The sequence below is a fragment of the Pannonibacter phragmitetus genome (assembly GCF_050510895.1).
In the GTDB taxonomy this organism is placed as follows: domain Bacteria; phylum Pseudomonadota; class Alphaproteobacteria; order Rhizobiales; family Stappiaceae; genus Pannonibacter; species Pannonibacter phragmitetus_B.
The window spans coordinates 2,649,337-2,671,672 of sequence record NZ_JBNINT010000001.1; the positions used below are offsets into that span (position 1 = coordinate 2,649,337).

21 protein-coding genes and 4 pseudogenes are annotated in these 22,336 nt (G+C 60.7%); 4 read left to right on the forward strand and 21 right to left on the reverse strand.

Annotated features, from left to right (window positions below; translation table 11 throughout):
- Window positions 1-84: 84 nt before the first annotated feature.
- Genes ACQB61_RS12550 through ACQB61_RS12560 form a run of 3 tightly spaced genes read right to left on the reverse strand, consistent with a single transcriptional unit; the run spans window position 85 to window position 3,147 of the window.
- A complete protein-coding gene (locus ACQB61_RS12550) occupies window positions 85-432 on the reverse strand; it encodes a DUF1491 family protein (protein ID WP_430512881.1) in 348 nt (115 codons plus the stop codon).
- 42 nt (window positions 433-474) lie between these two features.
- The gene (locus tag ACQB61_RS12555; protein ID WP_430512882.1) at window positions 475-1,371 is read right to left on the reverse strand and encodes a peptidoglycan-binding domain-containing protein; all 897 of its coding nucleotides are present in this window, start codon (window positions 1,369-1,371) and stop codon (window positions 475-477) included.
- A 30-nt stretch (window positions 1,372-1,401) separates the two neighbouring features.
- Window positions 1,402-3,147: a sensor histidine kinase gene (locus ACQB61_RS12560; RefSeq protein WP_430512883.1), complete on the reverse strand. Its 1,746-nt coding sequence runs from the start codon at window positions 3,145-3,147 to the stop codon at window positions 1,402-1,404.
- A 331-nt stretch (window positions 3,148-3,478) separates the two neighbouring features.
- Between ACQB61_RS12560 and ACQB61_RS12565 the strand changes: the two genes are divergently transcribed.
- A complete protein-coding gene (locus ACQB61_RS12565) occupies window positions 3,479-3,961 on the forward strand; it encodes a DUF5330 domain-containing protein (protein WP_430512884.1) in 483 nt (160 codons plus the stop codon).
- 263 nt (window positions 3,962-4,224) lie between these two features.
- The gene (locus tag ACQB61_RS12570) at window positions 4,225-4,656 is read left to right on the forward strand and encodes a SufE family protein (RefSeq protein WP_430512885.1); all 432 of its coding nucleotides are present in this window, start codon (window positions 4,225-4,227) and stop codon (window positions 4,654-4,656) included.
- 105 nt (window positions 4,657-4,761) lie between these two features.
- On the opposite strand, the pseudogene ACQB61_RS12575 reads toward ACQB61_RS12570, so the two are convergent.
- The 13 genes and pseudogenes from ACQB61_RS12575 to ACQB61_RS12635 form a co-directional block, all read right to left on the reverse strand.
- Window positions 4,762-5,460, reverse strand: a pseudogene (locus ACQB61_RS12575) (DUF6456 domain-containing protein); the annotation flags it as partial.
- The gene (locus tag ACQB61_RS12580) at window positions 5,457-5,783 is read right to left on the reverse strand and encodes a helix-turn-helix domain-containing protein (protein ID WP_430512886.1); all 327 of its coding nucleotides are present in this window, start codon (window positions 5,781-5,783) and stop codon (window positions 5,457-5,459) included. The gene ACQB61_RS12580 and the pseudogene ACQB61_RS12575, both read right to left, overlap by 4 nt.
- Before the next feature lie 753 nt (window positions 5,784-6,536).
- Entirely contained in the window at window positions 6,537-6,953 is a 417-nt protein-coding gene (locus tag ACQB61_RS12585) for a MucR family transcriptional regulator (RefSeq protein ID WP_019962770.1), read from the reverse strand.
- Between the two features lie 448 nt (window positions 6,954-7,401).
- Window positions 7,402-7,761: a monovalent cation/H(+) antiporter subunit G gene (gene mnhG, locus ACQB61_RS12590; protein WP_430512887.1), complete on the reverse strand. Its 360-nt coding sequence runs from the start codon at window positions 7,759-7,761 to the stop codon at window positions 7,402-7,404.
- A complete protein-coding gene (locus tag ACQB61_RS12595) occupies window positions 7,758-8,114 on the reverse strand; it encodes a cation:proton antiporter (protein WP_430512888.1) in 357 nt (118 codons plus the stop codon). The genes mnhG and ACQB61_RS12595 overlap by 4 nt, the downstream gene beginning before the upstream one ends.
- Window positions 8,111-8,586 (reverse strand): annotated as a pseudogene (locus ACQB61_RS12600) (Na+/H+ antiporter subunit E). The gene ACQB61_RS12595 and the pseudogene ACQB61_RS12600 overlap by 4 nt, the downstream one beginning before the upstream one ends.
- Window positions 8,583-10,186, reverse strand: a pseudogene (locus ACQB61_RS12605) (Na+/H+ antiporter subunit D). The pseudogenes ACQB61_RS12600 and ACQB61_RS12605 overlap by 4 nt, the downstream one beginning before the upstream one ends.
- Window positions 10,187-10,189: 3 nt before the next feature.
- Window positions 10,190-10,567, reverse strand: coding sequence for a Na+/H+ antiporter subunit C (locus tag ACQB61_RS12610; RefSeq protein ID WP_050471095.1), 378 nt, complete (start codon window positions 10,565-10,567; stop codon window positions 10,190-10,192).
- Window positions 10,567-10,986 (reverse strand): Na+/H+ antiporter subunit B, encoded by a 420-nt coding sequence (locus tag ACQB61_RS12615; RefSeq protein ID WP_334251264.1) that lies wholly within the window; start codon window positions 10,984-10,986, stop codon window positions 10,567-10,569. Before ACQB61_RS12615 ends, ACQB61_RS12610 begins: the two co-directional genes overlap by 1 nt.
- On the reverse strand, window positions 10,986-13,364 hold the full coding sequence (locus tag ACQB61_RS12620) for a putative monovalent cation/H+ antiporter subunit A (protein ID WP_430512889.1): 2,379 nt from the start codon (window positions 13,362-13,364) through the stop codon (window positions 10,986-10,988). The genes ACQB61_RS12615 and ACQB61_RS12620 overlap by 1 nt, the downstream gene beginning before the upstream one ends.
- A 299-nt stretch (window positions 13,365-13,663) precedes the next feature.
- Window positions 13,664-14,097: pseudogene (locus ACQB61_RS12625) on the reverse strand (DUF1284 domain-containing protein).
- Window positions 14,098-14,196: 99 nt separating this feature from the next.
- Window positions 14,197-14,670: a YccF family protein gene (locus ACQB61_RS12630; protein WP_430512890.1), complete on the reverse strand. Its 474-nt coding sequence runs from the start codon at window positions 14,668-14,670 to the stop codon at window positions 14,197-14,199.
- 195 nt (window positions 14,671-14,865) lie between these two features.
- Window positions 14,866-15,468 carry a superoxide dismutase gene (locus ACQB61_RS12635; protein WP_430512891.1) on the reverse strand — a complete coding sequence of 201 codons (603 nt, stop codon included), beginning with the start codon at window positions 15,466-15,468 and terminating at the stop codon, window positions 14,866-14,868.
- Between the two features lie 343 nt (window positions 15,469-15,811).
- Here ACQB61_RS12635 and ACQB61_RS12640 point away from each other — a divergent pair, with 343 nt between their 5' ends.
- Window positions 15,812-16,522 (forward strand): thermonuclease family protein, encoded by a 711-nt coding sequence (locus tag ACQB61_RS12640; RefSeq protein ID WP_430512892.1) that lies wholly within the window; start codon window positions 15,812-15,814, stop codon window positions 16,520-16,522.
- Window positions 16,523-16,600: 78 nt separating this feature from the next.
- Here ACQB61_RS12640 and ACQB61_RS12645 read toward each other — a convergent pair whose 3' ends face one another.
- Window positions 16,601-16,885, reverse strand: coding sequence for an NHLP leader peptide family RiPP precursor (locus tag ACQB61_RS12645; RefSeq protein WP_430512893.1), 285 nt, complete (start codon window positions 16,883-16,885; stop codon window positions 16,601-16,603).
- Between the two features lie 163 nt (window positions 16,886-17,048).
- Window positions 17,049-17,405, reverse strand: coding sequence for a winged helix-turn-helix transcriptional regulator (locus ACQB61_RS12650; protein WP_430514364.1), 357 nt, complete (start codon window positions 17,403-17,405; stop codon window positions 17,049-17,051).
- 254 nt (window positions 17,406-17,659) lie between these two features.
- On the opposite strand from ACQB61_RS12650, the gene ACQB61_RS12655 reads away from it, so the two are divergent.
- Window positions 17,660-18,514 carry an SDR family oxidoreductase gene (locus ACQB61_RS12655; protein WP_430512894.1) on the forward strand — a complete coding sequence of 285 codons (855 nt, stop codon included), beginning with the start codon at window positions 17,660-17,662 and terminating at the stop codon, window positions 18,512-18,514.
- Between the two features lie 68 nt (window positions 18,515-18,582).
- On the opposite strand, the gene ACQB61_RS12660 is transcribed toward ACQB61_RS12655, so the two are convergent.
- From ACQB61_RS12660 to oppB, 3 genes are read right to left on the reverse strand one after another with little or no spacing between them, the layout of a single operon-like run.
- A complete protein-coding gene (locus ACQB61_RS12660; RefSeq protein ID WP_430512895.1) occupies window positions 18,583-20,208 on the reverse strand; it encodes an ABC transporter ATP-binding protein in 1,626 nt (541 codons plus the stop codon).
- A 1-nt stretch (window position 20,209) separates the two neighbouring features.
- Window positions 20,210-21,337, reverse strand: coding sequence for an ABC transporter permease subunit (locus tag ACQB61_RS12665; RefSeq protein WP_430512896.1), 1,128 nt, complete (start codon window positions 21,335-21,337; stop codon window positions 20,210-20,212).
- Window positions 21,338-21,346: 9 nt separating this feature from the next.
- Entirely contained in the window at window positions 21,347-22,270 is a 924-nt protein-coding gene (gene oppB, locus ACQB61_RS12670; RefSeq protein ID WP_430512897.1) for an oligopeptide ABC transporter permease OppB, read from the reverse strand.
- Between the last annotated feature and the right edge of the window lie 66 nt (window positions 22,271-22,336).

Genomic DNA, 22,336 nt, shown 5'->3' on the forward strand with positions numbered 1-22,336 from the left:
GATTGCGTAAGACCAAAGAGACGGGGCACTTTCGCTGCCTGCGCTTGCAACGAAAGTGCTCTGGTTCTCTTCGCAGCCTGCAGGTCAGGCGTCTGTATCGACCACCTGCAACAGATCCGTGCCACCCTTGCTTTCGATCTCGACGACCCAGAAATCCGGGTCCATCCGCTTTTCGCTCTCCAGCCGCGCCTGCGCGTCCTCGCGCGCGCCCTGAGAGATCAACAGTTCGAAAGCCCGGTCATCGGCGGCCGTATCCATGAAGGCCTGCGGAGCCGGACCGTATAGATCAACCGTGCCATCCATCCGGTCCACTAGGACAAAAACAACCCCAGCCTCCTCCGCGCCCTTGCGGGTGGTCGCGGCAAAGCTGCCGTCCGTAAAGACCTGCCGCACCAGTGCGCTGACGAAAAATCTGGATGTAAGCCGCGGCATGCGCATTTCCTTCCTGCGGGCCAGCCCGCAAGGCAGGCCCGGTTATCCCTCGAACGGAATCCCTGTAAAATCTTCGAGCTCACGAATGAGCGAGGGGGACATCTGACCGGTAACGGCAAGCCCCCGGTCCAGCTCGAAGCGCTGAATCGCGTTTGCGGTGTTGTCGCTCATCATGCCGTCTGCCCGCAAGGGGCCATAACCAAGTTCAGAGAGAAGCCGCTGGACCTTGGCAAGCTGCCCGCCACTATTCTCTGCAACCTGCACGCTCCGTCCGGCTTCCTGCGGAGGCACAGGCACAGTGCCTGTTGCAGTGGGAAGCGGTACATGACGCACCGGCTGCGCCTGTTCGACCAGAGCTGCAATTGTCGCCGGAGGCTGAGTGACAGCCGCCGGTGAAGGGATCGCCGCAGCGGCACTGTTGCGGTGTGCCGGGCTGGCGAAGGGCGAGGGTCTGGGCAGAGGCACTGCCCCAACGCCGCCATTGGCAGCGGCGCGCTCCACAAGACCTTCGGTCTCCATCAGAAGACGTGCAAGCAGGGCGCTGTTCACCTCGCCGGTTTCCGGCAGACCGGTCAAAATCTCGTAACGGCGGACAGAGCGTTCCGTTGCAGGCCCCACCATGCCGTCCAGAAGCCCCTCGTAAAGGCCGAGACGGCGCAATTCGGTCTGTACGTCCAGAACCAGCGTCGAGACCGCCTGCGGCATCACCACACGGTTCTCCTGTGGCACCACCTCGCTCTGCCGCTCGCGTGTCACGACCAGCGGCGCCGGATGGCGGCCAGGCTGAAGTCCAACAGCATTGGCAATGATCAGGCACCCGGTCAGCGCCATGACGATGGAACCACCGGCCGCGACAGGATTATCCATCGCAGCCGTGCCCATACGGGCAACCAGCCCCTCGCGGGGCGGCGGTTCAGGGTCAACTCGCTTGCGTGCCATGCGCTCCAGTCCGCTCTCCGCTTTCCGGCCTCAGGCCACCGTTCGCACCGGCAGCTGAGCTGCCTTGCGCGGTGAATTTGTTTTTGCCCCTGCCGCACTGGGCGGCAGAAGAACTGTCATGCTTGTGCCATTGCCTCGTGTGGCATCAACCCGGAAGCTGCCCCCGTGCAGTTCGGCAAGGCCCTTCACCAGTGCAAGCCCGATCTCAGCCCCAGGCAACAATTCCGGCTGTCCGCGGCGCGGGGCCGCGCCTGCATCAGGCAACATCCCCGTCGCCGTCACGCGGAATTCCGCGCCGTTGCCGAGATGCCGGGCCAGAAGTTCGACCCGCCCTCCGGCTTGCGCCGACTTCACTGCGTTGGAAAGCAGATTGATTACGATCTGGCGACAAGCAACCTCGTCCGCTGGGAAGCTCCCCAGCGCCGGATCGATTTCACTGACCAGGGCAGCATTGCGCAGCCGCGCCTCATCGGCCGCCACCCGCACACAGTCCTGCAAGCAGGCGACCAGATCCGCTTCAGCCCGGTTGACGGGCTTGAGAGGAACGACCGGCTTTTGCTGCCCGGATATCATCCCATCCACCACGTCCAGCATATGTGTGCTCGAAGCATGGATCAGATCAGCATATTCGCGCCTGCGAACAGCATCGCTGAGGCTGTCTGGCCGTTCACGCAACACTTCGGAGAAACCAGCAATCGCGGTCAGCGGTGCACGCAGTTCATGACCGGCTTCCGCGACCGTCCGCGACAAGTTCTCTTCGTCACTTCCCGCATTGCTGTGGCCCGCCCCTTCCCGAAGCACTGCCAGCACACGGCCTGACCTCTCCCTCGCATCTGCCCGCGAAGCCGGGCGGCATTCGATCAGAACGCTGCGATAGTCCGCCATTCCGGCCTCACCTGGCCGGTTCCGGCCCTGCCGCAGCCGAACCTCAAGGCTCATAGAGCAGCGGTCGCGTTCTACGTCAGACACCATCTTCAGGAAGGCCGGCCGGTCTGCCACATGCAGCCGCTGGAACAGCCCCTCGCGCTGCACCTGACGCGCGCTGGCGCCAAGCAATGCCTCGCAGGACCCGCCAATAGAGATCACATCACCGCCTTCACCCAGCAGAGCGACCATGCCGCTTGCCTCGTCATTGACCATCTTCAGACGGCTTTCCAGATGGCGGAACAGGCCCTCGCCACGCTGTTGCTCTTGCGCAATCTTGACGCCCATCATCATGGCATAGGCGAGAGCACCGCCGGAGGAAATGGCAAGCGCCGCCTCTGTGCTCACGGCAATCGAATAGCCAGGAGCACCTGCACCCAACAGAGCCAGAAGCCCTACCTCTGCAAGGCAGAGCGCCGTAACGTAGAGAATCGCACGCCGGTCAGCGGTCAAGGCAGCCTCGACAGGCGCCAGGATCAGCCAGATGAGAGCGAAAGAAGCAATCCCGCCCGTGAGCGCCGCAATGCCGCCAATGAACAGCGCGAAGACCGCCGCAGAGGCGGCTTGCGCCAGTATGAGGTTGCCAGTGCGCGACAAAAACAGCGCAAGCGGCCACTGAGCCAAAGCCCAGCCGAGAATCAGCGTCAGGGGCAGCGATGCTGGCCCGGCGACAGCCAGATGGAGCGGAAAAAGAAGGAGAGCGGCCGAGCCCGTCACCAGATTGGCCGTGATAAAGGCCTTGTGGCGTGGCGCACGCAGCTCATCCCCTTCGACGGACGGATGAACCAGTCCCTCGACAAAACGGGCTATGGGCTGGCCATAGATGCTCAGGAACCTGGATACGCTACGCAACACACTCACCACGGGACCGGTAAGCCCGGTACCTCCAGTTTCTCGTTACCCGATTTTTCGCGCGGATCACTTAAGGAACGTTGAAGGCGGATCGAAACTCCTCAAAAGCAAGGGCAAAAAATCCCAACGCCCCGCAGCCCCTTGGCTCATATCCGTTCAAATTTGAATCAAGTTTGCCGAAAAATATATTCAACATTCTGTTTTCTTTGAAGAAAATCGCCAGTCAGCGAGAAACGCCGCTTTTGGATGTACCTGTTAGTGTCGTGTCATAACAAAACCGTCAGCCCCTGGCACGGTGACTGGCGGAAGCGGAAAACTGAAGGGTAGCGCAATGTTCTTCCTCGTCAGGAAAGCCTTCTGGCTTGTCTTGGTGCTGGCGATGGTGCCGTTCTTCGCTGGCAAGGACCAGGCAGGCGGCTTCAACGTCGACCCTGTGGCGGCTTTCATGGCCGCTCAGGCAACAGTAAGCGATCTGACAGGGTTCTGCGGGCGCAATCCGCAGGCCTGCGAAACCGGCGGCGAGGCCATTGCGGCCATCGGTGCCAATGCCCGCGACGGCGCAAAGCTGGTCTACCAGTATTTCGACGGCGCAGAGGCAGGAAGTGGAACAGAAGGTCCGGCGCAGGTCATTCCGCCTGCTCCAGGCGACATTACAAATTCGATCCCGGCCACAGATGGCACATCCGGTGGCGAACTCACCATCCCGTCGTGGCATTTGCCTGCGCCGGAGATTGTACAGCAGAATTCCTCCGTTCCGGAGACTTCCTTTGGGCCGGTGCCACGGCCCAATCCCAGGTCAGTCCCACGGGTCTGACCGACCCTGCCGCGGCACCGGGCCTGTCATTCCGGACCGTGGTGGTTTGCGCCCGCATGACCGGACCGGTCCCCCGTCCTGACCCGGGGCCGGACTGGAGAGACGGAAAAACTCGGTGGCCATGCCGCCGCGCCGCAAGTGGATTGCTGCCCCTTCCACTTGCGGCGTCTTTTTCCCGCCGCCCTGCCGGGCACACTTGCCTCACTGGCCGCAACGTCTATATCTGCGCACTCGACGTGCTCCAGAAAGCGGAACCTAGGCACATGACCTCCAGTCTTGAAGAAATCCTCGAGAACTTTGAATTCATCGACGACTGGGAAGACCGCTACAAATACGTCATCGAGCTGGGCCGCGCCCTGCCCGCCTTTCCTGACAACCAGCGCACGGAAGACAACAAGGTGCGCGGCTGCGTGTCTCAGGTCTGGCTGGTAACCCAGGTCACCCATGGCGAGGATGGAAGCGCCATTCTTACTTTCCTCGGAGACAGTGACGCCCTGATCGTACAGGGTCTCGTTGCCATCGTCCTTGCCGTCTTCTCGGGACATTCTGCGCGGGACATTCTGGAGACCGATGTGGATGCAATCTTTGCCCGCATCGGCCTCAAGGATCATCTTACGCCGCAGCGTTCCAATGGGCTGAAGTCCATGGTCCAGCGCATCAAGGACGACGCGGCCTCGGCTCTGGCAGGGGTGTGACCGCCAGGCCCTCGCATTTCTGGCGGGCTTTTTCGCCCCCGCCATGCCGTAATGCGAGGCCAGGGCAGACAGGCCGATACCAAGTACCACCTTTGCCGAACGGGCAGGCCAGCCCCGTTCCCGCTCGACAGTTTCCAACCCCTTGAGCAGGCAGCAGACATCAACCAGCACGCCACCAAGACCGCGTCCGACGGCATCCAGAGCCCGCTCCACACGGAGCCGCGCAGCCATTACATTGTCGCTCATATCAGCTCCAGCCGGGCCGCTGCCGGTGTTGCGCCCGCCTCCGGCTTCCGTGCGCCAGCCGCCAGAAAGACCCGGCATCAACGCGGCGAATGTGTAGTCTTCCCGCAGGCGCTCACCGGCCTCAAACTGCGCAGGCGTCAGCATAGCCTTGCCCTTTCCATCCTTTCGCCGCGCCAGCCAGGCAAGAGGGCTTTCCGCAAGGTTGACCGTGACCCGGATCGGGTCACCTGCTCCTGAATGCAGCATCACCGGCTCGCGGACCTGATGCTGCTGCTGAAAGCTGTCCTGGCCCCCACTCAACATCCTCCGCACATACAGGCGGCCTTCGGTCGAAAGCCTCAACGCGCCATCCGGCGCCTCCCGCGTCAGGCCAAGACGCTTCAACTCGTGGAGCACACGCACTGTCACGATCATCTGCCGGCGTTTCCCGGCCGTCTCCTGGCGCCCCTCAAGCCGTACCGGAGCTTCTTCCTGACCGCTGCCAGAGACAATGACAGCCCCCGTCGCGGCCAGAAACTTGAGAACCTTGCGGCCTTCCTCTGTCAACGCTCTGCTCATCGGAATCCCTCCCAGCGGGCCAGTCCATAAACCGTCATGCCTCCGGCAATCAGTTGCTCGATTTTCAGAAGCACGCCGTCGACATGAGGGTCATCGCGCCGGTCCTCCCATTTGCGGCAGGCGTAAGCCACAGTGGAGCGGTCCCGGCCATAGTAGTCGCCGACCTCGGCACAGGAGAGGCCAAGGGCAACATGGGCCAGATACATCACCAGCTGCCGGGCATCGGCAATCAGCCTGACGCCACGCCCCTCACTGAGCAGCTCAGGCGGACTGATGCCGTAAACCTCCGCGACCAATCCCTCGATCAGTAAAAGCCGGGCCATGACGGTTCTGTTCCTCACTTCTCCCGCCTTTCCCTCGTCACCACCCTGACGCTGCTGCCGGATAGAAGTCCTCGCTACGCACTCCATCACCAATCTCCCCGTGGGCTTCCCCGTTAGGCTTATATTCCTACATTGTACGTCAGCAATCCGGGGTGAGGGATAAGTTTCCTAGCAACCTTTAATGGAGCGCAGATATCCGCCATTTCTCCCCGCTCCCGCCAATCCGGTGATGATGGATAAATTCCTGCCTGCCGCTGCGGACAGGAAAGCGGAGCCTGAAGGGAGGCCAGATGCATAGACCGCCAGTGTCAGATCGACTGTTCTGGGTGCGCCTTGCGCGTCTCGGGCTTGGTGCAGAAATCGGAGGGACTGAGCGCCTCGGCCGCAGTATCGGCATCTACGCACTGCTGTTCAGCCTCGTCCGTGCCATACGGGCAGAGCGGGCAAGATGCCGGCAAGCTCATTGGACAGGCGATCTCAATCGCCTTGCCGGACTGCGTTCGTCTTTCCGCGCCTTGTGGCCCCTGCGTCACGCTTACCGGCGGCAGTGAGTTTGCTACTCATCTTGAGCAACTGCAGTAGACGGGGCCGGTTGAGAACAAGGAGGGCCGCACTTTCAGTGCCTCCATGCGCAGGAAGAGCGTTCTTGCGAGGGCCGCATGCTTTCTTCAGAGACTTGACCCGAAAATGCAAAAGGCCGCCGCGGTTTCCCGCAGCGGCCTCAAAATCACCCCCACAAAGTGGGGCTGCCAGTTACTTGACGCGCTTGCGCTGCTGACCCAGACCCATCTTCTTGGCCAGTTCAGAACGCGCAGCAGCGTAGTTCGGAGCAACCATCGGATAGTCGGCCGGCAGATCCCACTTCTCGCGGTATTCTTCCGGGGTCATGTCATAGTGCGTGCGCAGGTGACGCTTCAGCGACTTGAACTTCTTGCCGTCTTCCAGGCAGATGATGTAGTCCGGCATCACCGACTTCTTGACCGGAACGGCGGGCTTCAGCGGCTCCGGCTCAGGCTCAACCTGGGCGCCAGACGTACGCTGCAATGCACCGTAAACTTCGTTGATCAAGCTCGGGAGCTCAGTTGCCGCAACGGTATTATTGCTCACGTAAGCGGAAACAATCTCAGCGGTCAGGTCGATCAGGTTTGCATCTACCGGAGTATCAGTCATTTCTCACCCATCTCGTAAATTTATCGCGTGTTCGCATTCCTGCACAAACCGAAGGTCTTCAACAATCGACGCTTTGCAGCAAAAGCTTACTTGGGAAGCGCGACGCGAGAATTTTGATTCTTATGCAGAGGCAACGTATTCGTGCTTATATAGATGCTTCATTCATTGGACAAGCCCTAACAAACAAGAAAAAGTAAAACGGCCTGTTTTCAACGAAACACCTCCGTTATCTGTAGTCCAAATTTGTCCATATTGTGGTAAAAACCCGCAGTAGTGCGATCCACTTGCGGCATTCCCGCATTCCAGGCAGAGCCAACCTTTGGCTGCATCGAGTCCGGCTTTGCTAGCTTTAACCAACCCGACACTTGCCAGCGCAAAGTAAGGCCCGGTGCGTAACACCGGGCCTTGCAACAAGCACTTGCCTCTCCTGCCCTGCAGGGCAGGCAAATCAGCTCTTTGGTTGCTTCTTTCTCTGATCAAGAAGCGGAGCGAGAACGTCCATTTTGGTTATCGCGCAGGGGCGGTATCCAGCCGCAAGAGCCGCTTTGGCAACCAGATGAGCGGAAATAGGGGCAGTCAGCAGAAAGAAGACAACACCCGCGATTGCTCTGGTGATTACATCCAGTTCCCCGGCGTGCAGGGCCAGTGCAATCAGCATCAGACCAGATCCCAGCGTGCCGGCCTTTGAAGCAGCATGCATCCGCGAGAAGACGTCAGGAAAGCGGATAATGCCGACTGCCGCAGCCGCCGCAAAGAGCGCCCCGGCGACCATGAGCAAGCCACTTGCAATTTCGATTGCCGCGTTCATTTTCCGGCCTTTCTGCGGGCGAGATTTTCCTTCACCTCTGCGGAGATGGTCGGATCACCGACCTGCCCCCGGTTCAGGATGAAACGCGCCAGCGCCACCGTGCTGAGGAAACCGACAAGGCCAAGCGTGATGGCAATGTCCACGTAGAGATAGAATTCGGTCGAAATGCCGATGACGGCGATGAAGCCGATCGCCGTGGCCACCAGCATGTCGAGGGCGACGACCCGGTCCGGAAGGCTCGGTCCGAGCACCGTGCGCACCACCGTCATGGCAAAGGTGAAGACCAGAAGCACCAGAGAAATCTGGATGCAGACCGCGAGGAAGTTTTCGGCAAAAAGGTCAAGCGGGCTCAACGGAAGGCCTCCATGATCTTGCGTTCAAAACCGTTGCGGATGTCTTCAATGGTCCCCTCAGGGTCAGGGACATCAATGCAGTGGATGTAGAGCACCTTCCGGTCCTCGGAGACATCCACCGAGAGCGTGCCCGGCGTCAGCGTGATCAGATTGGCGAGAAGCGCAATCTCGAAGTCGCTTTCGACCGTCAGGGGAAACGCGATGAAACCCGGATTGAGGTCAAGTTTCGGGCGCACCACAATCCGTGCCACGCGCCAGGCCGAGATGACCAGCTCATAGAGGAAAAGCAGGATCAGCCCTATGACGCGCGAAGCACGGCGGAAATATCCGCCCGTGTTGATCTGTTCCCGGATCAGATAGAGAGCCCCGAGCCCCAGCACATAGCCGAATGCGAGATTGACCACCGAGAAGGAACCGGTCACGGCCCCCATGCGACAGCCAGCAGGATGTTGACGAGGAACAGGCTGCTCATGCTGCGCCTCCGAAGACAGACAGGAAGTAACCAGCCGGATCAATAAGGCCACTGGCACCACGCATGGTGATATTCATCAGCCACTCCGGGGCAACTCCAAACAGGATGACCAGCGCTGTAAGTGCGCCAATCGGGATCCAGAGGGCCGGAGAAGCAAGACCCGAGGCCTGCCCGGCAACCACGGCGGCTCCACCGCCGTTAAGGCCTACTAGACTACCGTCTGCCGTCCCCTCGGGCCCGCCACGCCAGAACGCATAGATCCACACGCGGCCAACGGCCATCGAAGTCAGGAAACCGGTCACCAGGATGGCTGCCGCCAGCCACGACCAGCCGGTCTCAAGCGCGGCGTCAACGAGGATCAGCTTTGGCCAGAAGCCCGAGAAGGGCGGCAGGCCGGACACGGCAAAGGCAAGGATCAGGAACACTGCTGCAAGAGCCGGGCTCTCGCTGTAAAGGCCGCCCTGCTTGCGCAGATCATTGCTGCCACACATGGATGCCATCACACCCGCAGTCAGATAAAGCGCCGTCATGACAATGATCGAATGCACTGCATAGAAGATGGCGCCGGAGATCGCCGCAGGTGTCCCCATGGCAAGGCCAGCCAGCATTGACCCAATCCCGGAAATGACCAGATAGCCAAGCAGACGCCGGACGTCGGACTGCGCCAGCGCGCCAATGATGCCCACCAGCATTGTCAGGGCCGCCACCCAGGCAATCACCTCACTCATGTCCGCACGGACCGCCGGCATGAGCATCACCATGACGCGCAGCAGCGCATAGACGCCCACCTTGGTCAGAAGACCGGCGAATATCGCAGAAACCGCAACGCTTGGGGTGTGATACGAGGCAGGCAACCAGGCGTTCACCGGGAAGGCTGCAGCCTTCATGGCAAAGGCCAGGAAATACAGGGCACCGATGGTCATCACCGGCCCAGAGGGGCTGCGTCCGCCAATTTCATGGCGGCATCGGCCATGTTCAATGTGCCGAGGTGGCCATAAAGCAGGCCCGTGGCGATCAGGAACAGGTTCGTGCCGAGCAGGTTCAGCACACCGTATTTCACGGCGCCATCCAACTGCGCCCTACCGTTGCCCAGCACAAGAAGACCATAGGACGAGATCAGAAGCACCTCGAACCAGACATACATGTTGAAAATGTCGCCGGTCAGGAAAGCGCCGCAGGCACCGGTCATGAGGAACAGCAGGAAAGGATAGAACCCGTAGCGCCGTCCGGAGGTGTCGATTGTCCCTGCCCCGTACAGCCCTGCACAGAAGGCCACGACAGAGGCGATAAAGGCGAGCGTTGCCCCAAGAGGATCGGCCGTGAAAGCGATGCCGAAAGGCGGCAGCCAGTTGCCCATCACCATGGTGACGACACCGGTCTTCAGCACATGCACCAGCAGCGCGCCGGTCGTCAGCACCAGCAGGCCGAGGAAGAACAGCGCCAGCTTCGGCTGGAAGCTGGTATTCTTGCGCATCATGAGACACAGCGAGCCGCCAATGATCGTCAGGATCGAAGGCGCGATGACGAGCCAGTCCGCAGCCGTTGCCGGCGCGGTGGTCATCGCCTGCGAAATATCAACCGAATAGGAAGTTCCGGCCATGGATCAGTACCCCTGCGGAGGACCGGCTTCACCCTTGGGCTCGGCGATGCGCATGTCGTTCACGTCATCGGTGCCCAGTTCCTGATAGGTGCGGTAGGCCAGCACCAGCAGGAAGGCGAAGAAGGAGAAAGAAATCACGATGGCCGTCAGCACCAGGGCCTGCGGCAGCGGATTGGCGGTTGCCTGCGTCACTGTCGCCTGATCGAGAGGGATCAGCGGCGGCACTTCGCGGGTCAGCCGGCCATTGACGAAGATCAGCATGTTGACCGCATTGCCGAGGATCACGACGCCGATCAGCATCCGCACAAACATGCGCGACAGCATCAGATAAACGGCCACGGTGAAGAACAGGCCGATGAGGATGGACAGTCCAGCTTCCATCAGTCGCTCTCCCTTTCCTCAAGCGCGAGCGCGATGGAGCCGATGGCACCCACCACGACAAGATAAACTCCGATGTCGAAGAACATCGGGGTGGACAGGTCCACCGCCGTGCCAAAGACATGAACCGTAGCCCATTGGCTGGTCATGTAAGCCTGCCCCATGAAGGCCGACAGCAGTCCGGCAACGGCAGCCAGAAGCAAACCGAAGGCTGCAAGGCTCATTGGATGCACACCGATGGCCCTGCGGACACCGTCCACACCACAGGCGATGCCGTAGATCGCCAGGGCAGAGGCCGCAATCAGGCCGCCGATGAAGCCCCCGCCCGGCTCATTGTGGCCGCGCAACAGCACGAAGATGGAGAACAGCACCATCAGAGCCGCGATATAGGGCGCAAATGTGCGGAAGATGATCGTGCGCATCAGCGTGCCTCCACCGTCTTGGCTTTCGGGGACTTGCCGCCCTTGGGAGCTGACGCATCCGGCTTGGTGCGGATGCGGATCAGAGCCAGCACGGACAGACCCGTCAGCACCACCACCGAGATTTCGCCCAGCGTATCAAAGCCGCGGAAGTCGACGATGATCACGTTGACGATGTTACGCCCATGCGCGATCACGCGGCTGTACTGGCTGAAGAAGTCAGACAGGCGCGTATCGAACGGCTGTTGCGTGATCGCCAGAAGCACCAGCGTGAAGCCAAGGCCAACAGCGGCCGCAATTGCTACGCTGACAATCCGTGCAACCATCGGGCGATGGTCACGCGGCGACAGATTGAGCCGGGTCATGACGAGGGCGAGGATCACCACAGACAGCGTTTCAACCATGAACTGTGTGAAGCTCAGGTCCGGCGCGCCAAACAGCATGAAGATCAGCGCCACGGCAAAGCCCTGGATACCAAGCGTCACGATCGCTGTCAGCCGGGTGTTTGCCACAAGAACCGCACCAAGACCGGCCACTGCGATCAGGATCACGGCCCACTCATAGAAGCGGAACTCCGGCCACTCAGGAACCTGCGGCATGCCATTGGCAAAGACCGCAGGCAACAGCAGCGCAGCGCCCGTGGCGAGGAACACAACGGCCATATAGGTCTGCATCGAGCCGCCCTGCAGCAAGCGGGTGATGCCGGTGGAGAGCTTCACGATGGCAGCCACAAACTGATCGAAGCCCTTGTCGGGTCCCCAGCCGATGGCTTTCAGCACGCCGGCTACGGCCGCACGCAAGCGGCCAAGTATCAGGAACAGCCCGATCCCCAGCGCCACGGTAATGATAGAGAGGATCAGCGGCGCGGAGATGTAGCCGGGCAGGAGATGCAGCTCTACAGCCGTCTGCGAGCCCACCAGAGACGACAGCATCGGCCCGATGAACAGTTCACCCGTTGAATGAGCCAGCAAAGCAGCGGCAAGGCCTGTCAGCGACAGGACCACCGGACCGGCCCACAGCAGCACCGGGCCTTCGTGGGCATGCTTGGGCGTATGCACCTCAGGTCCAAAGAACGGCTTGATCGCAACAGCGGCCGCAATCACCAGCATCAACGCATTGCCCACCACAGCGACCGCCGTGACAAGCAGTGCACCGCTGGAAAGGCCCCAGGTGCCGTAATACAGCACTTCCTTTGCGATGAAGCCGATGAACGGCGGCAGGCCGGCCATGGAAAGCCCGGCAAGCGCAGCGGCCGCAAAGGTGATCGGCATCGCCTTGCGCAATCCGCCCAGTTTCGTCACATCGCGCGTACCCGTCTCATGGTCGATGATACCGGCGACCATGAACAGAGCGCCCTTGAACAGGGAGTGCGCCAGCAGATAGAGCACGGCCCCTTCCAGCGCCTTCTGCGAACTTGTGCCGGTGAGCATGACCAGAAGGCCGAGTGAGGCGACCGTCGTATAGGCCAGCATCAGCTTCAGGTCGGTCTGGCGAACAGCAAGGATCGTCCCCACCAGCAGCGTGATCCCGCCGAACAGCGGCAGAACGGTCATCCAGACTTCGGTGCCACCAAGGGCGGGATGCATACGCATCAGCAGGTAGACGCCAGCCTTCACCATCGTGGCCGAGTGCAGGAATGCCGACACCGGGGTCGGAGCTTCCATGGCGTTGGGAAGCCAGAAGTGGAACGGGAACTGCGCCGATTTGGTGAAGGCGCCGCCCAGAACGAGGATGAGGATTGGCAGATAGAGGCCACTGTTGCGCAGCACATCGCCGCCCGCCAGCACCTGCGACATCTGCGACATGCCGGTCACCTGCATGATCAGCAGGAAGCCAGCCAGCAGCGCCAGTCCGCCGCCACCGGTCACCAGCAGCGCCTGCAGCGCAGCACGGCGAGAGGCGGCCCTGAGATGATCAAAACCGATCAGCAGGAAGGACGTGATCGAGGTCAGTTCCCAGAAGATAAACAGCGACAACAGGTTGTCGCTCGTCACCAGCCCCAGCATCGCCCCCATGAACATGAACAGGAACGAGAAGAACCGGCCCTGCTGCGGATGCCCCTTCAGGTAGCCTCCTGCATACAGAATGATGAAGGTGCCGATCCCGGAGATCAGCATCGCAAACAGCGTCGAAAGCCCGTCCAGATAAAAAGAAAGGGTGACGCCATAGGCGGGCACCCATTCCTTCGCGATAGTGTAGACTTCGCCTTCAGACACACCCGGCACGAAGCGGGTGAAGTGCAGGAAGATCAGCAGCGGCACGATGGCAAGCAGCCAGGCCGCATTGTGCTTCAGCGCTTTGGTGGCGATTGGTGCGATGATTGCAGCCGCGAAGGGCGCAAGCACTGCGAGGATGGTGGTGTCGAGTGCGGCGGGTGTCATGCTCACTCTTCGGCTAGGGCAAATTGCCAATACATGCAGATCGGGACTCTCAGTGTAGCCGCCGAGAGTTAAGATTTTTGATCGAGTTAGACACTGTTCCAATCAGGCACAAGCCCACAAGGACCATTTTTCGCCATATTCGCAAGACTGAGCCCTTTTGCCTGCTGCAGGGCCGAAGAGGAGCGCGGCAAACCATCACTTTCGGACGGCGTCGGATTCATTGAATGACGTTTTTATTTTGCAGTGCACAATAGAACCTTGATCGCTGGACTGCCCATCCGAATCAAGTCTTGCCTGCCTTAGGCGCTGCGTACGCTCAGGAGTCTGGTCCCCTCGAAACCACTCTGGGCAACCCTGTCACAAAGGGAAGACCATTCGCAGCCGCCACAGGCCTGACGCGTCTCGCCCGAGGCAAACCCATGCTTGAAGCTGCGCAACGTGGCCTCATCAAGTCTCAGCTCATCTCCGGGCACAAGGCCCCTGCCCAGCAACTGCCCTACGCCCTCGAGTGCCAGCCGGTCACGCTCCAGCACCGTATCCTTATGACAATGCGGGCCATCCTCTCCCAACAGCGGCGCGCAGATGTCATCTGGTCCGCGAACGATCAGGATAGGCTCCCCGCTCTCATCCGCCGGATCACCTTCGCATAATTGGCCACAAAGCGCGGGGAATAGCCCTCCCCGACGAAGGTCAGCATGCAAAGCAGATGATGTCCACGCAGCCGGATGGTCATGCTCTCAGCCTCCCCTTCAATGCCAAAAGGCCCGGCACGAGGCCGGGCCCGGATCTGTGGCATCATATCCTGAAACGGCTTGAGTACCGTGTCAGATAATCACGCATTTGCACGGTATGCGGCCAGTTGCGATGCCGCACGGTCTCGGCGCGCAAGATCGGCCAGTTCGGCGGAGACGACACGGCGTCCGACAGGCCACAGCGAAATGGCAGCAAGCTTGAAAGCCTGCAATCCCAGAGGAATACCAATAAGGGTCAGACAATTGATGATGCCTGCGAAGACATAGGCGAGAAACAGGACCCAACCAAAGCTCAAAAGCCAGATCACGTTGAATATAAAACCTATTGTGCCAGTGGCAGCGGTCTTCGCGGTCAAACCCTGACCGTCAAGATCGCGAATATGCACAATCTCTTTGCCAAACGGCCATGCAGAGAGTTTTGCCATCTCGATGGCTGCGCGAGTCAGCGGCAGCCCGACAATTGAAACTGCGAAGATGGCAGCTCCCAAAAGCCAGATGAGAGCCGTTATCGCCCCACCAAACACAAACCAGATAACATTCCCGGCAGTACGCATTTTTGCATCCTTGTAACTCAATTCAGGAGGCTCATAGCCTTTTACAGGAAGAAAAATCTACCAGGAGATGCACTGTCCAGACACTCTATCAACGAGATATGTATCGCAGACAAAACTCAAGGGCCGCAGGCAGGTTAGGTTCAGCCAAAACAGAAAGGCCCGGCGCAGGGCCGGGCCTTTCAACGAAACAGAACCTTACTTGGTTGCAGCTTCGTACATTTCCAGGACGTAGTCCCAGTTGATCAGGTTGTCGACGAAGGCCTCGAGGTACTTCGGGCGGGCGTTGCGGTAGTCGATGTAATAGGAGTGCTCCCAAACGTCGACGCCGAGGATCGGAGATGCGCCCTGCACCAGCGGGCTTTCGCCGTTGGCGGTCTTGGAGATGATCAGCTTGCCATCCTTGACGGCAACCCAGGCCCAGCCGGAACCGAACTGCGTGGTGCCGGCGGCGATGAAGTCGGCGCGGAACTTGTCATAGCCGCCCAGATCGCTGTCGATGGCCTTGGCCAGAGCGCCCGGAATGGCCTTGCCGCCACCGTTCGGCTTCATCCAGTTCCAGAAATGGATGTGGTTGTAGTGCTGGCCGGCGTTGTTGAAGAGGCCGGCGTTCTTGCCGAAGCTCTCCTTGACGATCTCTTCCAGCGACTTGCCTTCCAGGCCGCTGTCCTTCAGCAGGTTGTTGCCGTTGGTCACATAGGCCTGATGGTGCTTGTCGTGGTGATACTCAAGCGTCTCCTTGGACATGTAGGGGCCAAGGGCGTCATAGGCATACGGCAGTTCGGGAAGTTCGAAAGACATGGCAAATCCTCCTTAAGGAAAGCTGTGGTGCGGCCCGGCTGCATTCAAACATGCGGGCCAAGCCCTTTCGGAGCCGCAGGAAAGCAGCTCGCTCCGGATGCAAAATAGGCGTCTTCTCGCCCGTGAGCAATGCATCCGGGCAAATAAAAAAATATTTTTCTTGGTTTATTAGCTGGAACCAATTCCGGCGCGCTGCGTTCTGGGCTTCCTCGCGCTCACATCGGCGAAATCCGTGCGTCCTTAAAACCGGGCGCCAGATCTTAACAAGCCGTTAACCCCTGCTCCCCACACTTTCCGCGACGCTGTTTCAGCCACGCCTGATTCCGGGATTATCGCATTGAAAATGAAAGAAATCCGGACCTCCCTCCGGAGCCGCCTTCCGCTTTGCGCACTGGTCATCGCCACATGTGTCACCGGTGGCGCAGCTCCTCTCGCACTTCAGACGCTCAAGGTCACGGACGGCGACACGATTGTGCTGAACGGCGAGAAAATCCGCCTTGAGGGAATTGATGCGCCGGAACTGGCACAACGCTGCCTGACGCCAACAGGTCAGGAGTACCGTTGCGGCAAAGAGGCGGCAGATGCACTCAGAACATTTCTTGCAAACGGACCGGTTGTTTGCAAGGGCGCCACGCGTGACGACTACGGCCGCCGTCTGGGCACCTGCTATTCCGGCGCGCTCAACGTGAACGCCGCCATGGTGGAAAGCGGACACGCCTTCGCATTCATCCGCTATTCCTCTAGCTACGTTGCCGAGGAAACCCGCGCGCGCGCCGCCAAAGTGGGCCTGTTTGCAGGCACAGCTCAGGCACCGTGGGATTTCAGGGCAGCCAAGTGGCAGAATGCCAGCGCCAACCGGCAGACGCAGGCTTCTGCGGATGCCGGAAGGGACTGCCCGATCAAGGGGAACATCTCCAAGAACGGGCGCATCTATCACATGCCCTGGTCCGCCTCCTACGCCCGCACCAGCATCAACGAAAACAAGGGCGAGCGCTGGTTCTGCACGGAAGCCGAAGCCATTGCGGCAGGCTGGCGGGCCGCCCACAGCAGCTAAGCTTCAGCCCTCAGCGCTCACACTTCTTCACAACGATCGCAGTCGCGCTCGCCAGTGTTTTTACCATCAAGCCGGGGATCATCCCCCGGCTGCCAGATCGAGCACTTCATCCGGCAACTCGTCAATCTCCAACGGGCGCGGCAGCACAAGAACGACCTCACCAAGCTGTTCTTCAATTACCCTAATGGCGTAACCCGGAATGGGATTGAACCCCAGCAGCTCTTTCAGAGTGCCTTGCGGGTCGCGAACAAGACGCACCCGGAAGTCAGCATCCTCCAGGGCCTTTTGCACAAGAGCGGCTTCAACCTCCTTGCGTGCTGTCTCGATCTCACCGGGCCGAGAGCTGGTAGTTGCTTCGGACATATATCCCCCTCCTGATGAAGCCCGCTGCCGGAGAAGCCCCTGCCCTGACCGCCAGAAACGAACCTATGGCACCTTCAAGCCGCCACCTTAGTGCGCAGTGTCAACGAAGAGGAAAAAGACCCGAAAAGTGTCGCCCCCTGCCTCTTCACTGAATCAACCTGCTTCAGCGGCTCGTTCGCTCCGCCTTGGCCGCCATGATGTTTGGCGTGTTCACCTCCAGCCAGTCCGCCAGCGTCTTGACCCGGTCGGCGGCTTCCCGCCCCAGCGGCGTCAGGCTGTATTCCACATGCGGTGGCACCACTGGCAGAGACACCCGGTCAACCATGCAATCTGCTTCAAGCTGTTGCAGCGTCTGCGCCAGCATCTTCTCGCTCACACCACCGACCTTGCGGCGCAGCTCGCTGAAGCGGTGCGTGCCCTCCAGCAGCGCCAGAAGGATCAGCACACCCCAGCGGCTGGTCAGGTGATTGAGAATTTCCCGCGATGGACAGGCAACGCTGAACAGTGCGCCCCGGCGCATCAGCTCAGAAAGCGGCTGACCCGTGACCAGATCCGGCTCGAAATCCACCTGCACGGTTTCGTCAGAGATTTTTTCACCTCTATCCAACCCGTTGTTTTCCATATCTTTTCTCCTGAATGACACGCCCTTTCGGGCATGCACATCACTAACTTACCAAATTGTATGTACTTTCAAAAAGAAAGTATATAGCTCATATCTGCCTCATCACACAGATCCGGCGGCCCGCCGGAGCAAATCAGTAGATGGAGCCGTATATGAAACTCGCAATCACCGGTGCCTCTGGCCAGCTTGGCCGCCTCGTCGTAGAGAACCTTCTCGCCACCGAACCGGCAGTCTCGCTGCGCGTGCTCGTCCGGTCTCCGGAAAAGGTGGCCGATCTGGCCGCACGCGGTGTGGAAGTGGTGGCCTTCGACTATTCAAAGCCGGAAACCCTCGCCCCCGCCCTCTCCGGTGTTGACCGCCTCCTGCTCATTTCCGGCAGCGAAGTCGGTCAGCGCATCCCGCAGCACAAGGCCGTCATCGACGCCGCCAAGACTGCCGGTGTGGGCCTTGTTCTCTACACCAGCGTTCTGCGCGCCCAGCAGTCCAGCATGATCCTTGCTGGTGAGCACAAAGCCACCGAAGACATGCTCACGGCCTCGGGCCTCAACTACGTCCTGCTGCGCAATGGCTGGTATATCGAGAACTACCTCTCGGCTGTGCAGGCCGAGATCGATCATGGGGTCGTTGGCGCCTCGGGAGAAGGCCGTATCTCCGCCGCCGCCCGCGCCGATTATGCCGCCGCAGCAGCAGAAGTCCTGCGCAAGGGCGCGCCTTCCGGCACCATCTATGAACTGGCCGGCGACACATCCTTCAGCAAGGCGGACTATGCGGCTGAACTTTCCCGCGCATCGGGCAAGCCGGTCGCTTACACCAATCTCACGGAAGCTGCCTACAAGGATGTTCTCGTGCAGGTCGGCCTGCCGGAGGGCTTTGCCGCAATCCTGGCCGACTGCGACACCTGCACCGCCAAAGGCGATCTGGAAGACAACAGCAAGACGCTCTCCAGCCTGACAGGCCGGCCGACAACGCCGCTGTCCGTCATGGTCGCAGAGGCCGCGAAGGGATAACCCCCAACCGCCCTTCACACTTCAGGACCGCTCCCGGCACTCACCGGGAGCGGTCTTTTCTTTACGGCTCACACCTGCGCATGCGCCGTTGGCAGCATTGCAGCCGCAATCAGACGGCGGGTGTATTCTTCCCGCGGCGCTTCGAACACATCTGCCGCAGGCCCGGCCTCAACGATCTTGCCGTGCTGCATCACCATCACCGTATCGGACATGGCCCGCACCACGGCGAGATCATGGCTGATAAACAGATACGTCAGCCCATGGGCGCTCTGCAGGTCGCGCAGCAGCGTCACGATCTGCTTCTGGATCGTGCGGTCCAGTGCCGAGGTTGGCTCGTCCAGCACCATGAGGTCCGGCTTCAGCACCATGGCACGGGCAATCGCAATGCGCTGGCGCTGGCCGCCGGAGAACTCGTGCGGATAGCGGTTGCGCATCACGGGATCGAGCGACACCTCCTCCAGCGCCTGACAGGCCCTGCGATCGCGTTCTGCAGCGCTCAGTCCCGGCTCATGCACAAGCAGCCCTTCGGTGATGATCTGGCCCACGGTCATACGCGGGCTGAGCGAACCGAACGGATCCTGAAACACGAGCTGCATGTGCTTTCGCAGCGGCCGCAGCTCCGCCTTGCTCTTGTCCGAGATGCGATTGCCGTTGAAGAACACGCGCCCTTGTGCAGGCATCAGCCCCAGCAGCGCCCGGCCCAGCGTCGATTTGCCCGAGCCGCTCTCGCCCACGATGCCAAGGGTTTGCCCCTTGCGCACGGTCAGCGAGATGTCGTTCACCGCCTTCAGGATGAAAGGCTTCGTCAGCAGCCCGCCGCCAAGAGCAAACTCCACCGACACCTTCTGCCCCTCGATCACCACCGGCGCCGAAGCATCCACCGGTGCCTTGGTGCCTTCCGGTTCTGCATCCAGCAGCATGCGGGTGTAGTCGTGGGCGGGCGTGTCGAAGATCTTCGCCGTGGCGCCCTCTTCCACCACCTCGCCCTTGCGCATCACGTAGACGCGGTCGGCGATCCGGCGCACGATGCCGAGGTCGTGGGTGATGAACACCACTGCCATGCCCAGCCGCTTCTGCAGATCTGCCAGAAGATCGAGGATCTGCGCCTGCGTCGTCACATCCAGCGCCGTCGTCGGTTCGTCGGCAATCAGCACGTCCGGATCGTTGGCCAGTGCCATGGCGATCATCACGCGCTGACGCTGGCCGCCGGACAGCTCATAGGGATAGGACTTCAGCTTGCGCTCCGGCTCAGGGATATTGACGAGCTTGAGCAGCTCCAGCGCCCGCGCCTTTGCCTTGGCCCAGCTCAGGCCACCATTTTCCACCATCGGCTCGCAAAGCTGGCGGGAAATGGTGTAGAGCGGATCAAGCGAGGTCATCGGCTCCTGGAAGATCATGGTGATCTTCTTGCCGCGCACCTGGTTCAACTCACCCGTCTTCAGGCCGAGGATGTTCCGGTCCCGGTAAAGAACGCGCCCGCCGGTGATGCCATTGGACGCTAGGAGCCCCATCGCCGCCATCATGGTCTGGCTCTTGCCCGAGCCGCTTTCACCCACGATAGCGACCGTCTCGCCGCGGTTGACGTGGATATCGACGCCGCGCACGGCCTCGACCATCCCGGCGTTCGTGCGGAAGTTGACCGTCAGGCCTTCGATCTTCAGCACGGCTTCATTCTGGTTCTGAGGTGCCGTCATGTCAGCGGTCCTTCGGATCAAGCGCATCGCGCAGGCCATCGCCGATGAAATTCAGCGCGAACAGCGTCGAAGTCAGGAAGATCGAGGGGAACACCAGCAGCCAAACGCCGCCTTGCAGGTTGCGCGCGCCTTCCGAGATCAGCACGCCCCAGCTCGTCATGGGTTCCTGGACGCCAAGGCCGAGGAAGGAGAGGAAACTCTCCAGCAGGATCACTTTCGGCACCAGCAGCGTCATGTAGATCACCACTTGCCCCAGCGTATTAGGGATGACATGACGGCGCAGGATGCCCGCATTGCCAACACCCATCGCTTCGGCTGCCTGCACATATTCCTGCCGCTTGATGGTCAGCGTCTGCCCGCGCACGATGCGGGCCATGTCCAGCCACTCCACCGCGCCCACGGCAATGAACATCAGCACGAAATTCCGGCCGAAAAACACCACCAGCATGATCACGAAGAAGATGAACGGCAGCGAATAAAGCACATCGACGATGCGCATCATCACCTGATCCACCCGGCCACCGAGATAGCCGGACGCTGCGCCATAAATGACGCCGATGGAGATTGCCACCACCGTTGCCAGAAGGCCGATTGTCAGCGATACACGGCCGGCGATCATCGTGCGGGTCATCAGGTCACGGCCATTGGCATCCGTGCCGAAGTAGAAATGCAGTTTGCGCACGTCTGCCTTCAGCGTCACCGACTTGCCGTCGGCTGCCATGTCCTCAAGACGGGCATTCTGGAAGAAGTCGCTACGGTCCACATACTGTACCGAGCGCGGATCGATCTCCCGCGAGGACATCAGGCGAACGCTCACCGTATCCCCGTCGCGCTGATAGTTTTCAGCCTGGAGACGGGCACGGCGCAGCACGCTCATCAGCCCCGGCTCCACCTGCTCCGGCAGCGGGTAGGACTGGAGGCTCGCCGGCACTTTCACGAAGTCCCGGTAAACCTGATCGAAGCCATGCGGCGACAGATAGGGGCCGACGATGGAAACGACGGTGACGACTGCCAGCACGATCATGCTCGCAACCGCAGCACGGTTGGCCTTCAGCCGGTCACGCGCGTCATCCCAGAGGGAGCGCCCTTTCACCGGCACAGGTCCGTTTGCAGAGGAAGTCAGGCTCATGGCTGGTCCTCAGTCGAAACGCACGCGCGGATCAAGCAGCGCATAGAGCAGATCCACGACGAGATTGAAGATGATGACAAAGCAGGCGACGACGACGACCGTGCCCATGACGAGCGTGTAGTCGCGGTTGAGCGCCCCTTGCACGAAGTAGCGGCCAATGCCGGGAATGCCGAAGATCGTCTCCACCACCACCGAGCCGGTCAGCAGCGCAGCTGCTGCAGGCCCAAGATAGGAGACCACCGGCAGCAGCGCCCCGCGCAGCGCATGCACCACGATGACGGTATAGGCCGACAGGCCATAGGCCCGCGCCGTGCGCACATGGTTGGAGCGCAGCGCCTCGATCATCGAGCCGCGCGTCAGGCGCGCCACCACGGCAATCTGCGGCAGAGCAAGCGTGATGACTGGCAGGATGGCATCCACATAGGAGCCTGCCGTCCAGCCGCCGACTGGCAGCCAGCCGAAATGCACGCCCAGAAGGAGCTGTAGCACCGGCGCCACCACGAAATTCGGAATGGTCACGCCAAGGGTTGCCGCCGCCATCACGGAATAGTCGAGGCCGTGGTTCTGCCGCAAGGCAGCCACAACACCCAGCACGCCACCAACGATCAGCGCCAGCGCAAGTGCGCTCAGGCCCAGCTGCATCGAGATCGGCAGGCTGGCGGCAAACAGTTCGTTGATGGAGAAATCACGGAAATAGAAGCTCGGACCGAAATCCAGAACCGCAATGCTCTTCAGATAGATCAGGTACTGGTTCCAGAGCGGTTCATCCAGATGATAGATCCGGTTGAGGTTCTCCATCACCTTTGCTTCCAGCGGCCGCTCCAGATCGAAGGGCCCGCCCGGTGCAATGCGGATCAGGAAGAAGGAGATGGTAACAATAAAGAAGAGCGTCGGGATGGCTCCCAACAGCCGTTCAAGCACGTAGCGCAACATGCCCAGACCTTTCCTTCGCCAGCGGGAAACGCTGCCCGGCAGCCAGAAGCTGCAAGGCAGCGCCCG

Excerpts from the sequence above, each read along its gene's own strand:
- mnhG (WP_430512887.1), bottom strand. The coding sequence starts at position 7,761 with ATGAACGCGGCAATCGAAATTGCAAGTGGCTTGCTCATGGTCGCCGGG.
- ACQB61_RS12635 (WP_430512891.1), bottom strand. The coding sequence starts at position 15,468 with ATGTCTTTCGAACTTCCCGAACTGCCGTATGCCTATGACGCCCTTGGC.
- ACQB61_RS12655 (WP_430512894.1), top strand. The coding sequence starts at position 17,660 with ATGAAACTCGCAATCACCGGTGCCTCTGGCCAGCTTGGCCGCCTCGTC.
- ACQB61_RS12630 (WP_430512890.1), bottom strand. The coding sequence starts at position 14,670 with ATGCGTACTGCCGGGAATGTTATCTGGTTTGTGTTTGGTGGGGCGATA.
- ACQB61_RS12640 (WP_430512892.1), top strand. The coding sequence starts at position 15,812 with ATGAAAGAAATCCGGACCTCCCTCCGGAGCCGCCTTCCGCTTTGCGCA.
- ACQB61_RS12550 (WP_430512881.1), bottom strand. The coding sequence starts at position 432 with ATGCCGCGGCTTACATCCAGATTTTTCGTCAGCGCACTGGTGCGGCAG.
- ACQB61_RS12650 (WP_430514364.1), bottom strand. The coding sequence starts at position 17,405 with ATGCGCCGGGGCGCACTGTTCAGCGTTGCCTGTCCATCGCGGGAAATT.
- ACQB61_RS12555 (WP_430512882.1), bottom strand. The coding sequence starts at position 1,371 with ATGGCACGCAAGCGAGTTGACCCTGAACCGCCGCCCCGCGAGGGGCTG.
- ACQB61_RS12610 (WP_050471095.1), bottom strand. The coding sequence starts at position 10,567 with ATGGAAGCTGGACTGTCCATCCTCATCGGCCTGTTCTTCACCGTGGCC.
- ACQB61_RS12620 (WP_430512889.1), bottom strand. The coding sequence starts at position 13,364 with ATGACACCCGCCGCACTCGACACCACCATCCTCGCAGTGCTTGCGCCC.
- ACQB61_RS12645 (WP_430512893.1), bottom strand. The coding sequence starts at position 16,885 with ATGTCCGAAGCAACTACCAGCTCTCGGCCCGGTGAGATCGAGACAGCA.
- ACQB61_RS12615 (WP_334251264.1), bottom strand. The coding sequence starts at position 10,986 with ATGCGCACGATCATCTTCCGCACATTTGCGCCCTATATCGCGGCTCTG.
- ACQB61_RS12570 (WP_430512885.1), top strand. The coding sequence starts at position 4,225 with ATGACCTCCAGTCTTGAAGAAATCCTCGAGAACTTTGAATTCATCGAC.
- oppB (WP_430512897.1), bottom strand. The coding sequence starts at position 22,270 with ATGTTGCGCTACGTGCTTGAACGGCTGTTGGGAGCCATCCCGACGCTC.
- ACQB61_RS12580 (WP_430512886.1), bottom strand. The coding sequence starts at position 5,783 with ATGGCCCGGCTTTTACTGATCGAGGGATTGGTCGCGGAGGTTTACGGC.
- ACQB61_RS12665 (WP_430512896.1), bottom strand. The coding sequence starts at position 21,337 with ATGAGCCTGACTTCCTCTGCAAACGGACCTGTGCCGGTGAAAGGGCGC.
- ACQB61_RS12660 (WP_430512895.1), bottom strand. The coding sequence starts at position 20,208 with ATGACGGCACCTCAGAACCAGAATGAAGCCGTGCTGAAGATCGAAGGC.
- ACQB61_RS12585 (WP_019962770.1), bottom strand. The coding sequence starts at position 6,953 with ATGACTGATACTCCGGTAGATGCAAACCTGATCGACCTGACCGCTGAG.
- ACQB61_RS12565 (WP_430512884.1), top strand. The coding sequence starts at position 3,479 with ATGTTCTTCCTCGTCAGGAAAGCCTTCTGGCTTGTCTTGGTGCTGGCG.